At 70.6% G+C, this 15,492-nt stretch carries 15 protein-coding genes; 6 read left to right on the top strand and 9 right to left on the bottom strand.

Translation table 11 applies throughout. The features are described from left to right. The first annotated feature begins 179 nt into the window (after positions 1-179). Positions 180-1,967 (top strand): hypothetical protein, encoded by a 1,788-nt coding sequence (locus ACFHWE_RS21515; RefSeq protein WP_416603612.1) that lies wholly within the window; start codon positions 180-182, stop codon positions 1,965-1,967. A 31-nt stretch (positions 1,968-1,998) separates the two neighbouring features. Next, positions 1,999-2,880, top strand: a complete 882-nt coding sequence (locus ACFHWE_RS21510) for a 3-methyladenine DNA glycosylase (RefSeq protein WP_416603611.1) — start codon at positions 1,999-2,001, stop codon at positions 2,878-2,880. Between the two features lie 77 nt (positions 2,881-2,957). On the opposite strand, the gene ACFHWE_RS21505 is transcribed toward ACFHWE_RS21510, so the two are convergent. Further along, complete coding sequence (locus ACFHWE_RS21505; RefSeq protein WP_416603610.1) at positions 2,958-3,728, bottom strand: hypothetical protein; 771 nt, start codon at positions 3,726-3,728, stop codon at positions 2,958-2,960. A 198-nt stretch (positions 3,729-3,926) separates the two neighbouring features. Between ACFHWE_RS21505 and ACFHWE_RS21500 the strand changes: the two genes are divergently transcribed. Then, positions 3,927-4,322 carry a hypothetical protein gene (locus tag ACFHWE_RS21500; RefSeq protein ID WP_416603609.1) on the top strand — a complete coding sequence of 132 codons (396 nt, stop codon included), beginning with the start codon at positions 3,927-3,929 and terminating at the stop codon, positions 4,320-4,322. Positions 4,323-4,427: 105 nt separating this feature from the next. Here ACFHWE_RS21500 and ACFHWE_RS21495 read toward each other — a convergent pair whose 3' ends face one another. After that, entirely contained in the window at positions 4,428-5,147 is a 720-nt protein-coding gene (locus ACFHWE_RS21495) for a hypothetical protein (protein WP_416603608.1), read from the bottom strand. Between the two features lie 55 nt (positions 5,148-5,202). Next, positions 5,203-5,718, bottom strand: a complete 516-nt coding sequence (locus ACFHWE_RS21490) for a gluconokinase (protein ID WP_416603607.1) — start codon at positions 5,716-5,718, stop codon at positions 5,203-5,205. 156 nt (positions 5,719-5,874) lie between these two features. Here ACFHWE_RS21490 and ACFHWE_RS21485 point away from each other — a divergent pair, with 156 nt between their 5' ends. From ACFHWE_RS21485 to glpK, 3 genes are all read left to right on the top strand, one after another. Next, positions 5,875-6,513: a type 1 glutamine amidotransferase family protein gene (locus ACFHWE_RS21485; protein ID WP_416603605.1), complete on the top strand. Its 639-nt coding sequence runs from the start codon at positions 5,875-5,877 to the stop codon at positions 6,511-6,513. Then, positions 6,510-6,959, top strand: a complete 450-nt coding sequence (locus ACFHWE_RS21480; RefSeq protein WP_416603604.1) for a MarR family winged helix-turn-helix transcriptional regulator — start codon at positions 6,510-6,512, stop codon at positions 6,957-6,959. The genes ACFHWE_RS21485 and ACFHWE_RS21480 overlap by 4 nt, the downstream gene beginning before the upstream one ends. A 92-nt stretch (positions 6,960-7,051) precedes the next feature. Beyond that, the gene (gene glpK, locus ACFHWE_RS21475) at positions 7,052-8,545 is read left to right on the top strand and encodes a glycerol kinase GlpK (RefSeq protein WP_416603603.1); all 1,494 of its coding nucleotides are present in this window, start codon (positions 7,052-7,054) and stop codon (positions 8,543-8,545) included. A 71-nt stretch (positions 8,546-8,616) separates the two neighbouring features. Here the strand turns inward: glpK and ACFHWE_RS21470 are convergent, their stop codons facing one another. From ACFHWE_RS21470 to ACFHWE_RS21445, 6 genes are all read right to left on the bottom strand, one after another. Next, complete coding sequence (locus tag ACFHWE_RS21470; protein WP_028648387.1) at positions 8,617-8,820, bottom strand: cold-shock protein; 204 nt, start codon at positions 8,818-8,820, stop codon at positions 8,617-8,619. A gap of 283 nt (positions 8,821-9,103) precedes the next feature. After that, positions 9,104-11,596, bottom strand: coding sequence for a glycoside hydrolase family 2 protein (locus ACFHWE_RS21465; protein WP_416603602.1), 2,493 nt, complete (start codon positions 11,594-11,596; stop codon positions 9,104-9,106). Then, complete coding sequence (locus ACFHWE_RS21460) at positions 11,593-12,504, bottom strand: ABC transporter ATP-binding protein (RefSeq protein WP_028648389.1); 912 nt, start codon at positions 12,502-12,504, stop codon at positions 11,593-11,595. Before ACFHWE_RS21460 ends, ACFHWE_RS21465 begins: the two co-directional genes overlap by 4 nt. A gap of 14 nt (positions 12,505-12,518) precedes the next feature. Next, positions 12,519-13,472, bottom strand: a complete 954-nt coding sequence (locus tag ACFHWE_RS21455) for an ABC transporter ATP-binding protein (protein ID WP_416603600.1) — start codon at positions 13,470-13,472, stop codon at positions 12,519-12,521. Further along, on the bottom strand, positions 13,472-14,377 hold the full coding sequence (locus tag ACFHWE_RS21450) for an ABC transporter permease (protein ID WP_416603599.1): 906 nt from the start codon (positions 14,375-14,377) through the stop codon (positions 13,472-13,474). Before ACFHWE_RS21450 ends, ACFHWE_RS21455 begins: the two co-directional genes overlap by 1 nt. Further along, on the bottom strand, positions 14,374-15,369 hold the full coding sequence (locus ACFHWE_RS21445; RefSeq protein ID WP_416603597.1) for an ABC transporter permease: 996 nt from the start codon (positions 15,367-15,369) through the stop codon (positions 14,374-14,376). The genes ACFHWE_RS21450 and ACFHWE_RS21445 overlap by 4 nt, the downstream gene beginning before the upstream one ends. Positions 15,370-15,492 lie beyond the last annotated feature (123 nt).

Here is a 15,492-nt window from a genome sequence, read left to right as displayed (position 1 = left end):
TGAAATACCCTGAATTCACACACTATTACCCCGGCTGGCATCTTCGGTCAACCGACTAGCGCCGACGCGACGCTTCGTCCACAGTGGTGGGAGGGGGCAACCCACCGAGGTGGGAGGGGGGCAACCCACCGACCAGAGCGGACCGTCCGCCGCCGACGGAAGAAGCCCGGGAGCGCTCATTGCCACTCGTCTACCGCACGCTCGTCTCGGTCCCCCGGGGCGGTGGCGACCTCGTCGCCGCCACGTCGGGGGTGCTCTCCGAGTGGCTGAGCAAGCGGGGGACCTCGGGCGGCCGGGTGGACTTCTCGGTCTCCGGCCGCTACGAGCTGAGCAACCGGTCGCGCGCGCTGGTGGTGCGCCACGACAACCCCGAGGAGGGCCTGGTCTTCCTCCGCCTGACCACCGAGTCCGACAAACCAGACGCCGTGTGGCGCACCGTGGCCACGGTGGTCGTCGACCCCGAGTTCTCGCCCCGCCACCACGTGTGGATCGACATGCGCGCCGACCCCCACGGCCCCGGGGAGGAGACCGCCCGCCCACCGAAACTGGACGTCATGCCGCCCGAGGCCGCCCGGATGCTCCTGGAGGCGGTCGACGCCCACGACGGGGGGCACCCGATGCCCGCCGAACCGCGGATCGTGCGCGGGCGCGACGCGTCCCTGGTCGAGGGGCTGGTGTCGGCGATCAACGACCCCGAACGCAGGATGGCGCTGGTGGCCACCGCACCCCCTGAGGACGTCACCGTGGCCGACTGGCGCACAGCCATGGCCTCGGCCCTGTCCCGGTGCACCGGCATGTGTGCGGGGTACGTGCTGGACCGGGCGGCGCTCGAACGGGTGGGCGGAAAGCTCCCGGAGGGGCTCGATATCCCGGCGGGCGGGGTGCGCACGTTCTTACCCGGGGTGCGCACCGACAGCGCGGCCGACACCTCACGGCACCCCCGCATGGGCCCGGCCACGCTCGACACCGCCCGGGAGCGCGAGCGGATCCGCTCCTGGGTGGGGGCCACGCTGTCCCGAGAGATCCGCGAGAACGCCCTGGAGGCGGCGCTTCCCGAACCGCTGCGCGCCATCGACGCCTTCCTGGAGGAGGAGGCGCGGGAGGTGCGCTCCCGCCGTGCCCGCCCCCTGACGGCGCCCCGTCTGCTGCCCTCCCCCCGAATCGGGCAGCCGCACCACGATCCGGCCGTGGCCGCCGCCCAGGCGCGGGAGGAGCTGGAACAGCAGAACCAGCGGCTGCGCGAGGAGGTCACCCGGCTGGGCGCGCGGGTCACCGAGCTCAGCGAGGAGCGCCAGGAACTGCTCGCCGAGAGCACCGACCTCTCCGAGGAGCTGGCGAGCGCCCGCGAACAACTGCGCGCCTCCAGGCACGAGGCGCGGTGGCTGCGGTCCAAGGCCCACGACGCTGGGCTGTTCCGTCTGGCCGCGGCACCGGCTCCGCGCGACACACAACTGCCGCCGCCCACCTGCGTGAGCGGGCTGCTGGAGCAGATCACCGACGGTTCCGCACTGCCGCACCTGTTCTTCACCATCGAGGACCACGACTCGGTGTACGAGCTCTCCGACAGCCGAAAGGAGGGCCTGTGGGTCACCCGCGCCTGGGAGGCGCTGCTCGCCCTCAACGACTACGCGCGCTACCAGTTCGACAACCCCGGCAGCGGCCTGGGGTTCCACTCCTACCTGCGGGAGACCCCGGACGGCTACCAGGTCATCCCGGTCAAGCGGCTGGCCTCACAGGAGTCGGACTACGTGCGCAACCGCGGCAAGCTCAACGAGAAGCGGATGTTCCGGGTGCCCGAGGAGGTGAGCCCGGACGGTCGGGTCCCGATGTACGCGCACATCAAGCTCGACACCGAGTACGGGATCTGTCCGCGGCTGTACTTCTATCCCCACCTGGGGCCGGGCACCACCAACCGGGTCTACGTCGGCTACCTGGGGCGGCACCTGCCGGTGCAGCAGTCGAACTGAGCGCGGCCCGCCACCGCCTACCCTGGGGCGCGTGGAAGCGACAGCGACCGGGGCGGTGACCGCCCTCACCGAAGCGCGGTGGCGCGGGCGCACTCGTGCGCACGAGGCGCGCGTGGACGCGTTGACCATCGACCACCTGCGGCGGCGCGAGCGGGGCGAGCGCCACCCGGTGGAGGACTTCCTGTTCACCTACTACAGCCTCAAGCCGTCGCGGCTGCGCCGCTGGCACCCGGGGGTGGGGACGGTGCTGCTGGGCGAGGGCGCCCGGGAGCACCTGGCGGAGCGCTTCCACACCGAACTCGGGGAGGGTGTGGGTCTGGACGCGCGCGCGTTCCTGGCGGCGCGGCCGGTGGCGGGCTTCGTCGAGCGGCTGCTGTCGGCGGTCGCCTCCCGCCCCGCCCACCTGGGCTGTTTCGGGCTGCACGAGTGGGCGATGGTGTACCGCGCCGACCGGGTGCGCCACGAACAGGTGCCGCTGCGGCTGGGGGCGGAGGGCACAGACCGGGTGGTGCGCTCGCACCGTATCCGCTGTTCGCACTTCGACGCCTTCCGGTTCTTCACCGGGCCGGCCCGGCCGCTCAACACCCTCCGGCCCACCCGGGAGAGCCAGGTGGACCTGGACCAGCCGGGCTGCCTGCACGCCAACATGGACCTGTACAAGTGGGCCTACAAGCTGGCCCCGGCGGTGCCGTCCGAGCTGGTGGCGGACTGTTTCGAGCTGTCCCGCGACATCCGCGTCCTGGACATGCGGGCCTCGCCCTACGACCTGGCGGCGTGGGGGTACGCGCCGGTGCGGATCGAGACCGCCGAGGGCAAGGCGGAGTACATGGCCGCCCAGGAGGGGTTCGCCGAGCGGGGCGCGGTGCTGCGCGAGCGGCTGCTGGAGGTGTGCGCGGCACTGCGCGGGGCGTAAGGAAGGAGGGGCGGCGCCTTTCGGCACCGCCCCTCCCGGTCAGGCGTCAGGGGCGCCGACCCTCACTCGCGTGAGACCTAGCCCTGCGTGTTCCCGGTGCCCTTGCGGCGTCCGAGGTAGAGGGCCGCGCCACCACCGGCGACGGCGACGGCACCGGCGGCCACCAGGCCGGCCAGCGCGGAACCGGTCACGGGCAGACCGCCCTCGTCGGCCGGCTCGCTCGGGTCGTCGGAGGGTCCGGTGGACGGGTCCGTGCTGGGGCCGTCCGTGGGCCCGTCGGTCGGCTCGTCCGTGGGCTCGGTCGGCTCATCGGTCGGCTCGGTCGGCTCGTCCGTGGGCTCGGTCGGCTCATCGGTCGGCTCGGTCGGCTCATCGGTCGGCTCGGTCGGCTCATCGGTCGGCTCGGTCGGCTCGTCCGTGGGCTCGTCCTCGCACTCCACCTTGAAGACCTTGTGCTTGGCCTTGCCGTTCTCGCCCTCGAAGGTCCAGATGAGCTTGTAGTGGCCCTCGTCGAGCTCGATCAGCTCGCTGGTGCCGTGTCCGTCCTGGTCCAGGACCAGCTCGCCGTCGAGCACCAGGTCGCCCTTGTCGGGGCCGCTCTGGTAGACGATCTCCCAGGAGACCTCCTGGCCGGAGTCGAAGTTGTCACCCTTGATGTAGAACGTGCACACCTTGGGCTCGTTCTTGGGGTCATCAGCGGGTGTCTCGGGGTCGTGGATCTTCACGGTGCCGTTGTCACCGGGGGGATCGGCTGCGGCGACGCCGCCGCTGAAGACGGTAGCCGCGGCGAGCACGACACCGGCGAGCACACGCGCGCCGAGCACGCCCGGACGGGGTTCGGGGGTCATAGGGGTCTCTCCTCATCGTGTCCGTTCCCAGGGAGCAGGCCCAGGAGATGGAGAACAGGACACGATAAATGTATCTTTCTTCCCTTTTGAACCGTCCGTTACACCTGTCACGGATACCGAATGGAGACCATGGCGGTCCGGGCCGCGGTACCCGGTACAGCCCTGCCGTTCGTCGGCGGGGCGTCCTATGATCGTGCGATGACCACTCCCCTGGACGACGCGGCGCTGACCGCGTTCCTTGAGGGCCAGGAGACCTCCTGGCTCGCCGAACAGCTCATCATGGCTGCCGACGACGACCCCATCACCCGAATCCGGCTCTGCGCGGCTGCCGGAGCCGAGTCCGCCGCGGACGAGGCCCGCACCGCGCTCCTGGACCTGGTCGCCGACCACCTGCCCGAAGAGGCCGAGGAGGACCCCGCCGAGGGCGAGGAACTGCACAGGGCGATCGACCTGCTCGACGACCTGGTCGAGTACGGCTTCGAGGACGAGGCGGCGCGGATCGCCACCGAGGCGCTCGCCGACTACCTGGCACGCCACGGAGACGACGGGGGCGAGCACCTGGACCGGCTCAGGGAGGCCGCCGGGGAGGGTTAGGGGGCTGCCCCCGAACACCGCTCCGTGCCCACCGAAGCGCGGCGGGGGTGCGGCCGAAACGGCCAAGGGCCCGGGGCAAGGGCCCTACCTGCGATAACGGGCCGCTCAGCCCTGCGGTGCGGCGCGGCACCAGGTGCGGACCGACGTGGACCACAGGGCGACGTTGGCGACGACGGCGAAGAGCGCCGCCACGGCGGAGGCCACCAGGATCGCGGTGTCGGCGAGCTGCGCGGCCCGGTGCAGCCCCATGAGGGCCACGCCCATGCCCGCCAGCGCGCAGACCTGGGCGGCCCGGTGCAGCAGGGGCACGGCCCGGCGCACGGGGACGGCCAGGGCGCCCAGGGCGAGGCCGGCCAGCCCAGCCGTGACGGTGAGGGTCCACATCTCGGTGCGGACCGTGCCCGGCACCCCCGGGTCCAACTGCGTGTAGCCGGTGTAGGCCAGGAAGCCGAACGCGGGGACCGCGGCGAGCATCAGCGCGAAGGCGTGGCGCACGTCCTGCGGCGGGTGCTCGCCGGGCCGGTGGCCCCTGAGGAGCCGGCCCACCCGGACCGCGCTCTCCTTGAGGTGGAGGGCGATCCGGGCGCCGACGGCCGCGAGGAACGCGCCGGTCCGGGCTCCGAGCACCTTGAGCAGGCCGCCCGTCCGGGCGGAGCCCTTCTTGAGGGACTCGGCGGCGCGGGCCCAGTCGACGCTCTGGACGGCCTTGGCGACTGGCGAGGGGCGGGGCGCGGGTGAGGGTTCGGGGGGCGAGGATGACGAGGGGGCCTCGGCGTCCTCGGGCCGCTGGGCAGGGGTCGTGGGGGAGGAAAGGGTCTTGTGCATACCGCACAGGGTCGCCTGTAGAGAGGTCACAGCGCAACAAAACGCTGATTTTGGATCAAGCGCTCTCTGAACGGACCAAGCTCTCGACATACGCCAAAGCCCGCACTACCAGCGCGTCCACGTCTTCTCCCACGTCAAGGACGTGTCCCGGCTCACGTGAGTCGAGTTCCTCCAGGGTCCGCAACTGCGACTGGAGCAGCCCGGCGGGCATGAAGTGGCCCCGGCGCGACCGGAGGCGCGCTTGGAGCAGTGCGGAGGACCCGCTCAGGTGGAGGAAGGCCACGTTCGGGGCGCCCCCGCGCAGGACGTCGCGGTAGGCGCGCCGCAGCGCGGAACAGGCCATGACGGTGGACTCGCCCCGGGCCTCGTGCTCGGCGATCCATCCGGCGAGGTCGTCCAGCCAGGGCCACCGGTCCGCGTCGGTCAGCGGTACGCCCGCCGCCATCTTGGCGACGGAGGACTCGGGGTGGAAGGCATCGGCCTCGGCGAAGGGCAGGTCCAGGCGCTCGGCCACGCGTTCGGCCACCGTGCTCTTGCCACTGCCGGAAACACCCATGAAGACGACGTGCATGATCTCTTCTCCCGAAACCCCCCGCCGTCCGGCGGTGGACCGTTACTATTCCCGAACGCGCCACGCGCAGTCCGCAACGTACGCCCCCCACCTTGACCAGGGTCGGGACACCCCTCAATCGTTGACATCATGTTGTCAAAATGACAGGATTCTGTCATGAGCTCATCGCGCACACGCACCGTCCACGTCGCCGTCTACGACCACATGGCGGACTGGGAGATCGGACACGTCCTCGCCCACCTGCGCAGCGGAGAGGCCCAGCGCCGTCCCGGCGGCGTCCGCGTCGCCACGGTCGGCATGGGCGACGCCCCCGTGACCACCATGGGCGGCCTCACCGTCCTGCCCGACATCGCACTCCCCCAGCTCAAGCCCTCCGAGAGCTCGATGCTCATCCTCCCCGGAGCCGACACCTGGGACTGCGCCCCCGAGGCCATGTCCCCCTTCTCCTCCGCCGCCGGGATCTTCCTCGACACCGGCGTGCCGGTCGCCGCGATCTGCGGCGCCACCGCCGGACTCGCCCGCGAGGGCCTGCTCGACGACCGCGCCCACACCAGCGCCGCCCCGGAGTACCTGCTGGCCACCGGCTACGCCGGATTCCGCCACTACAGGGACGACCTCGCCGTCACCGACGGCGACCTCATCACCGCCAACCCCATCGCCCCCGTGGAGTTCGCCCGCGAGATCTTCCGCCTCCTCGACGTCTACTCCCCGCGCGTGCTCGACGCCTGGTACCGGCTCTTCGGCCGACACGACCGCGACGCCTACACCGTGCTGGCGGAGGCGTCCCGCCCGTGAGACCGCGACACCCCGCCGCACTGCTCTCAGCGACCGCGACGACGGTGTTCCGGCTCAACGCACGACTCCTGGCCGCCGCCGAGGAACTCGCCCGGCCCGCGGGGCTCACCGCCGCCCGCTGGCAGGTGCTCGGCGACATCGCCGACCAGCCGCGCACGGTCTCGGAGATCGCCCGGCGCTTGGGCACCAGCCGCCAGAGCGTACAGCGCATCGCCGACCTGCTGGTGAGCCGGGAACTGGCCGAGTACCGGCCCAACCCCGCGCACCGGCGCGCCAAACTCCTCGCCCCCACCGTGCGGGGACGGGACGCCCTGCACAGTATCGGCCCCGCCCACGCTCGGCTCGCCCGCAAACTGGTCGATGCCCTGGGCGAGGAGGAGACCGAACGCGCCGTGGCGTCGTTACGCCTGCTCGCGCAGGCCCTCGACCGCATCGACGACACCTGAGGCCCCACCGCACCGGCACACCGCCCCGACGGGGGTGTGACCCGTGCGACACAATTGGCTCACCCAGTCTTGGCCACAAGCAGGAGGCACCGTTGAGCCAGCAGTACGTCGCCGCGATCGACCAGGGCACCACGTCCAGCCGCTGCATCCTCTTCGACCGGGACGGCCGCGCCGCCGCCACCGGGCAGCGCGAGCACCGGCAGATCTTCCCCCGGCCCGGCTGGGTGGAGCACGACGCGGCGGAGATCTGGACCAACGTGGAGGCGGTCGTCGCACAGGCCCTCGACGAGGCCGGCGCCGCCCCCGGACAGGTGGCCGCCGTGGGCATCACCAACCAGCGCGAGACCACCCTGCTGTGGGACCGCGCGACCGGCCAACCCGTGCACAACGCGATCGTCTGGCAGGACACCCGCACCGACTCCCTGGTCCGCGCACTCGGCGGCGACACCGGCCAGGACCGCTTCCGCGACCGGTGCGGGCTGCCCCTGGCCACCTACTTCTCCGGCCCCAAGATCCGGTGGCTGCTCGACCACGTGGACGGGCTGCGCGAGCGCGCCGAGCGCGGCGAACTCCTGTTCGGCACCATGGACACCTGGCTGATCTGGAAGCTGACCGGACGCCACGTCACGGACGTGACCAACGCCAGCCGCACCATGCTGATGAACATCCACACCCTGGAATGGGACCGGGAGGTCCTGGACGCGATGGGCGTCCCCGCCGCCCTGCTCCCCGAGATCCGCTCCTCCTCCGAGGTCTACGGCACCGCGAGCGGCCCCCTGGAAGGGGTACCGGTGGCGGCCTCGCTCGGCGACCAGCACGCCGCGCTCTTCGGACAGACCTGCTTCGACCCCGGCGACGTCAAGGGCACCTACGGCACCGGGGCCTTCCTGGTGATGAACACCGGAACCGAGCCTGTCACCTCGGAGAACGGCCTGCTCACCACGCTCGGCTACAAGCTGGGCGAGGAGCGGGCGGTGTACGCGCTAGAGGGGTCGATCGCCGTCACCGGCTCCCTGGTGCAGTGGCTGCGCGACAACCTGGGGCTCATCTCCACCGCGCCGGAGGTGGAGGAGCTCGCCCGGACCGTGGACGACAACGGCGGGTGCTACATCGTCCCCGCCTTCTCCGGCCTCTTCGCCCCGCACTGGCGCGGCGACGCGCGCGGGGTCATCGCCGGACTGACCGGCTACGTGAACCGGGGCCACATCGCGCGGGCCGCCCTGGAGGCCTCGGCCTGGCAGACCCGCGAGGTGGTGGACGCGATGAACGCCGACGCCGGCAACACGCTCACCACCCTGAAGGTGGACGGCGGCATGACCGGGGACGACCTGCTCATGCAGATCCTCGCGGACGTGCTCGACACCGGTGTGGTGCGGCCGGAGGTCGCCGAGACCACGTGCCTGGGCGCGGCCTACGCGGCGGGGCTGGCGGTGGGTTACTGGCCGGACCTGGAGACGCTGCGCGCCAACTGGCGCGAGGACACCGCGTGGACGCCGAAGATGGCGCCGCAGGCGCGCGAGCGCGAGTACCGCAACTGGCGCAAGGCCGTGAGACGCACCCTCGACTGGGTCGAGGACGGGGACTGAACGGCCCGGGAACGCCGGCGGCCCCGGCGAGGCGGTGCCTCGCCGGGGCCGTGGCTCAAACGATCAGGACCTTAGAGGGCCTTGACGTTGTCGGCCTGCGGGCCGCGGTTGCCCTGCGTGATCTCGAACTCCACGCGCTGGTTCTCCTCCAGGTTACGGAAGCCGGAACCCTGGATCGCGCTGTAGTGGACGAAGGCGTCCGGGCCGCCGTCGTCGGGGGAGATGAAGCCGAAGCCCTTCTCGCCGTTGAACCACTTCACAGTTCCCTGAGCCATGTTTCTCTCCTTCAGCTCGGTGTACACGGATGCAGACTCACATCCGCAAATTGCCGCGAGCCGATCTTTGAGAAACCGCCCGCCGGTCACAAACTCCGCGGGCAAAACACCAACTGCGAAATTCAACGACTAACAATCACTACGAACTTATCACAGCCGGAGCGCCCGGGGGAGGGTTCCGGTGTGGGGACACGCACCGTCGGCGAGGGAATATTCGCTGCTGGCAGCGGCAATCCCCCGCACACCGGACATCCGACGCCCCAGCGTTACCAAGCGATCACCCTCACTTTGCCAGAACTTCGTTCACGCAGGTCAGCACCGGCGCCGCCACGACGGCCTCCGGGTCGAGCCCGGCGCCGCCCCGCACCCGGAACGTGTGCTCCTCGCCCGGGAGCAGCGTCACCAGGGCGCTGTCCGCGGACGCCTGCGGGTCGAGCCGGTCGGCGTTGAGCACCAGGTCCCGCAACAGCACCCGGGCCCGCACGCTCACGAGCAGATCAGCGCCCTCGACCCGGGTTTCCGTGTCGAATTCCGGGGCCCCGTAGGCGAAATCGCGGTCACGTGCGAAGAACCACCACGCCCGCTCCCCCGCACCGTCGACGGTGAGCACCTCGCTCTCGGCGCGCTCCGGACGGGCCAACTCGGCGGCCACGGAGACCCGCAGCGCACCGCGCGGCGCCACCCGGACCGGGTGGACCGAGGAGGCCAGCACCTCTCCCCCGGCGCTGCGGCGTGCCAGGGTGAGCTCGGTGGTCCACTCCTGGTCGGTGTCGTTGCCCAGGACGACGCACAGGCGGCCGCCGTCGGCGGGCTGCACCGTGGCGACGCGGTCGGCGTAGACCGAGCGCACCGCGTACCACGCGGGCTTGAGCCGCGCCGCGCCGTCGACCAGCGCCCACGAGGTCACCGGCCAGCAGTCGTTGATCTGCCACACCACCGTGCCCGTGCAGTACGGCCACAGGGAGCGGTAGTAGCCGATCCCCACCTCCAGCGCCCGCGCCTGCGCCACCTGGGTCAGGTAGTGCCAGGCGTCGTAGTCCCACGCGCGGTCGCCGAAGTGCTCCCGCAGGCCGCGGGCGAGCTTGGCGTCGCCGTCCTCGGCCTTCTGGTGGTGGGCCACGCCGGGCGAGGACGGGGTCAGCGGGTCATCGGACACCGCGGAGCGCAGGGTGGCGTGGTTGGGCGGTGCCTGGTAGCCGAACTCCGCCGCGAACCGGGGCCGGTGGTCGCGGTAGTGCGTGTACTCCAGGTCGTTCCACACGTCCCACACGTGCATGGTGCCGTGGGCGGCGTCGTTGGGGTGCACCCCCTCGCCCTCGGAGTAGGGGCTGCCCGGCCAGTAGGGCCGGGTGGGGTCGAGTTCGGCGACCACGCGGGGCAGCAGGTCCAGGTAGTACCCGGCGCCCCAGGGGCGGCCGTCGAGCTCCTCCTTCCACCCCCAGTCCTCGTGGCCCCAGATGTTCTCGTTGTTGCCGCACCACACCGCGAGAGAGGCGTGCGGGGACAGTCGGACGACCGCCTCCCGTGCCTCGGCCTCCACCTCGGCGGCGATCGGGTCGTCCTCGGGGTAGGCGGCGCACGCGAACAGGAAGTCCTGCCACACGAGCACGCCCAGTTCGGAGCAGACCTCGTAGAAGTCGTCGGACTCGTAGATCCCGCCGCCCCACACGCGCAGCAGGTTCATGCCGGCTTCGCAGGCCTGCGTGACGCGCTCGCGGTAGCGGGCCTCCCCCACTCGGGTGGGGAAGGTGTCGTCGGGGATCCAGTTGGCGCCCTTGACCAGGATGCGGCGTCCGTTCACGGTGACCGCGAAGGCGGCTCCCTCGGCGTCGGGCTCGCTGGCGATGCCCACCTCGCGGAAGCCGATCCGCCGGGACCACCCCTCCAGGGCGGCGCCGTCGGCGGCCAGTTCCACCTCCAGGTCGTACAGCGGCTGGCCGCCGTGGCCGCGCGGCCACCACAGTTCCGCCTGGGGCACCTCCAACTCCAGGACGGCGCGCTCATCGCCGGGGGCGACGGTGGCCTTGGCCTCGGCACCGCCGACGGTCGCGGTGAGGGTCAGTTCCCTCTGTCGGCCCGCGTCGGTGCGCTCCAGGCCGACGTGGACCGCGACCCGGCCGGTGGTGCCCTCGACGGAGACCAGGGGCCGGACGGCGGCGATGCGCGCGGTGGACCAGGCGTGCAGGCGGATGGGGCGCCAGATGCCGGAGGTGACCAGGGTCGGGCCCCAGTCCCAGCCGAAGTTGCACGCCATCTTGCGGATGTACTGGTAGGGCTCGTCGTAGGCGGCCGGGAGCGCTCCCATTCGCTCCCGGTGGGCCTCGGCGTACCCGTAGGGGGAGGCGAAGTCCACGACGAGCTCCGGGTCGCCGCCGGCCGAGGCCAGGGCCTCGGTGACATCGAACCGGTGGGTGCGGTGCATGTTCTCCGACCGGCCCGCCTCGCGCCCGGCCACCCGGATGGAGGAGACCGTGTCCAGCCCCTCGCACACCAGGTCCACCCGGTCGTGGGACGACAGCGCGGCCGCCTCCTCCGCCAGGGAGCGGGAGTAGCGCCAGTCAGTGCGGCCGATCCACCCCAGACGCGTCTCGTTGTCGTCGGTATAGGGCTCGTCGATCAGCCCGTGCCGGAGCAGGTCCGTGTGGACACAGCCCGGCACCTGGGCCGACACCGTCCCGACCCCGGCGGCCGGGCCCTGGAGGCGGTCCCCGCGAGGCTCCAGGGCCCAGCCGCTTGTCAGATCGATCAGGGTGTTCACGTGGTCTTCCTTGCTCATGTCTGGTCGATACCGACGAAGTGTCCGGCCTCGGCCTCCAGCAGCGGCGCCGTGTACTCGCCCTCGGGCACCGTCGGCAGCGTGACGTCCTCGGGCGGGTTGGCCGCCAGTTCGGCGTCGACCTCGGCCCAGGTCTGGTGCAACTGCGGCACACAGGAGAGCAGGTGGCGGCTGTAGGGGTGCAGCGGGTTCTCGAACACGCGCTGGGTGGGCCCCATCTCGGCGACGGCGCCCTTGTGCAGGATCACCGAGGTGTCGCTGACGTAGTTGCCCAGGGACAGGTCGTGCGTGACGAACAGGATGCCCAGGCCGCGCTCCTTGAGGTCGACGAGCAGGTTGAGCACGTCGATCCGGGTGGAGGCGTCGAGCATGCTGATGATCTCGTCGGCCACCAGCACCTTGATGTCCAGCAGCAGGGCGCGGGCGATGAGCATGCGCTGCAACTGCCCGCCGCTGAGCTGGTGGGGGTACTTGTTCAGCACGTTGCCCGGGTCGAGGCGGACCGTGTCCAGCGACGACAGGACCTTCTCGCGCCACTCCTCCTGGGAGGTGTCGGGCGCGTAGGACTGGCGCACCATCTCGAAGACTCGGTCGGCCTTGAAGATGGGGTTGAAGCAACTGAAGGGGTCCTGGAAGACCCCCTGCACGTGGCGGTAGTACTCCTTGCGGGCCTTGAAGCCCTTGATCGTCGAGACGTCGGTGCCCTCGTAGCGGATCTGCCCCTCGGAGACCGACGTCAGCCCGAGCACCATCTTGCCGATCGTGCTCTTGCCGCTGCCGCTCTCACCGATGAGGGACACGACCTCGCCCGCGCGTACGGTCAGGTTGACGTCGCGCACCGCGCGCTTGCGTCCACCGCCGAACGCTCCGGTCCGGTACACCTTGTGCACGTGGTCGAGTTCGAGCAGGGTCTCACTCACCGTCACTCACCCGTCTTCCAGCACGCGGCCCAGTGGCCGGGTTCGATCTCCAGCAGGGGAGGCTGCTCGGCGCACTTGTCGAACGCCATGGGGCAGCGGTCCCTGAAACGGCACCCCGTGGGGGGGTTGAGCAGGCCGGGCGGCTTGCCCGGGATGCCCTCCAGGCGTTCCTCCGTGGAGGTGGAGCCTACCTCGGGCAGGGCCGAGATGAGCATCTGCGTGTAGGGGTGCCTCGGGGCGTCGATGATGGTCTTGACCGGCGCCTTCTCGGCGATGCGGCCCGCGTACATCACCATGATGGTGTCGGCCATCTGGTACACGAGCGAGATGTCGTGGGTCACGAACACCATGCTGCGCACGTACTCGCGGTCGCGGAACTCCACGAGCGACTCGGCGACCGAGCGCTGGGTGGACACGTCCAGCGCCGAGGTGACCTCGTCGGCGATGAGCAGGGACGGGTTGAGCAGCGTGGAGATCACCATGACCACGCGCTGCTTCATGCCGCCCGACAGCTCGATGGGGAACCGGTTGAGCACGTCGGTGGAGAGGCCCACCAGTTCCAGGCGGCGCTTGAGCTCGTCCTCGATGTCCCCGGGGCGGACGCCGCGGGCGCGCAGCAGTTCGGTGACCAGCCGCCCGATCTTGCGGGTGGGGTTGAGCGCGCTCATCGCGTACTGCGGGATGAGCGAGATCTCGTGGTAGCGCAGGGGGACCATCGCGTCGTCGTCGGCGATGGGCACGTCCTTGCCGTCCAGCTCGATCGAGCCCCCGACGTGGCGCATCCGGGAGTCGAGCCTGATGAGGCTCTTGCCCAGGGTGCTCTTGCCGCAGCCGGACTCGCCGGCCAGGCCCATGATCTCCCCGTCTTCGAGGTCGAACGTCACCCCGTCGAGGGCGTGGACGTCCCCGCGCAGGGTCTGGTAGTAGACCTTGAGGTCCTTGACGCGAAGAGTCATCACAGCTCCCGCAGCTTGGGGTTGAACACTTCGTCCAACCCGACGTTGAGGATGTACAGCGAACTCACGATCACGGTGATTCCGAGGCCGGGCGGGATGAACCACCACCACAGCCCCAGTTGGAGGGCGCTCCACTGGACCGCGTTCTCCAGCATCAGGCCGAGGGAGACGCCGTTGGTCGGGCCGAGGCCGATGAAGTCCAGGCCGGCCGCTGTGAGCACGGCGCCGCCGAAGAGCAGGATGGACGTCATCACCAGGTAGGAGCTCATGTTGGGCGCCAGTTCCGAGGTGATGATCCGCCAGGTGCGCCGTCCGCTGAGCCGGGCCAGGTCCACGTAGTCGCGGGTGGCCAGGGACAGGGTCTGGGAGCGCACCGCGCGCGCCGCCCAGGGCCAGGTGGTGAGGCCGATGAAGATGCCCTGGATGAGCACGCCGCGGGCGTCCAGGTAGGCGATGGCGACGATGAGGACGACCATGGCGGGCAGGACCAGCACCACGTTCGTGAGCATGTTGAGGACGTCGTCGATCCATCCGCCCTTGTACCCGGCGAAGAAGCCGACTGCGGTGCCGACGAGGAAGGCGACGCCGCCGCCGAAGAAGCCGATGAGGAAGGTCGAGCGCACGCCGTAGACGAACTGCGCCCAGATGTCCTGGCCGAAGCTCGTGGTGCCCAGCCAGAACTCGCCGTTGGGCGGCTGGCTCTGCGGGCCGACGTACTCGTTGGGGTCGTGGTCGACGAAGAGCGGGCCGATGAGGCCGAGCAGGAAGAAGCCCAGGACGATGCCGAGGCCGATGAGCAGCTTGGGGTTGCGGCGGGCGAAGTGCAGGGTCTCGGCGAACCTGCGTTCGCCGCCGACCGTGGGCTCCGCCTTGTCGGCGCCCGGGGCTCCAGCGACGTTGGTCATGCCGCACCTCCCGTCATCTGGACCCGGGTGCGCGGGTCGATCAGGACGTAGACGATGTCGATGATGAAGTTGGCGATGAGGACCCCGACGACCACGAACAGGAAGATGCCCTGCAGGAGGAAGAAGTCGTTGTTGTTGATGGAGTCCAGGATGAGGCTGCCCAGGCCGGGGTAGTTGAACACGATCTCGGTGAGCAGGGAGCCCGCGATGATCGTGCCGAGCTGGACCGCCAGGCCGGTGATCTGCGGGAGCATCGCGTTGCGGAAGGCGTAGCGGCGGATGAGCTTGCGCGGTGCGCCGAGGGCCTGGAGGTAGTTGGAGTAGTCCGCCTCCAGCTCGTAGATGATCATGTTGCGCATGCCGATCGCCCAGCCGCCCAGGGCCACCAGGAACATGGACAGGAACGGCAGGATCCAGTGGAGGATCAGGTCGGAGATGAACACCCAGGAGAAGTCGGGGCGCAGCGAGAAACTGTAGCCGCCGGAGGCGGGCAGGACGTCGGCGACGATCCCGATCGACCAGGCCAGCAGCAGGGCCAGCCACATGTACGGGGTGGCGGTGAGGATGTAGCCCACCGGCAGGATGGTGTTGTCCAGGACCTTGCTGCGCGCGGCGAAGGCGCCGAAGCGGTTGCCGACGATCCAGCTCAGCAGGATGGCGGGGAGCAGCAGGGCCAGGGTGTAGGGGATCGCCCCCATGATGACGTCGGTGACGGGCTTGGGGTACAGCATGATGCTGACGCCCAGGTCGCCCCGGACCAGGCCGGCCCAGAAGCTGAGGTACTGCTCATACAGCGGGGTGTCGAGGCCGAAGACCTCGTTGTAGTAGTTGTTCATCCGCTCCAGCGCGGCGGGGTCGCTGACCGAGGCTCTGGAGAGCATGCTGCGGACGGGGTCCCCCGGCATGAAGCGGGGGATCATCCAGTTGATGGTGACCGCGATGACGAACGTCAGCATGTAGATGACGGACTTGCGGCCGATGTAGCGCCACACACTTTCCTCCGGGTGTCGGCGTCGGACGTAGGTCCGGTCGGCCCGGGTTCATCCGAGCCGACCGGGTGAGGGTGTGGAAAGGGCGCGGGAGGCGTGGTGGCGCCTCCCGCGCCCTCTGGGTGT

Source organism: Nocardiopsis sp. LOL_012, assembly GCF_048060475.1.
In the GTDB taxonomy this organism is placed as follows: domain Bacteria; phylum Actinomycetota; class Actinomycetes; order Streptosporangiales; family Streptosporangiaceae; genus Nocardiopsis.
This window is presented reverse-complemented; position numbering and strand designations above follow the sequence as displayed.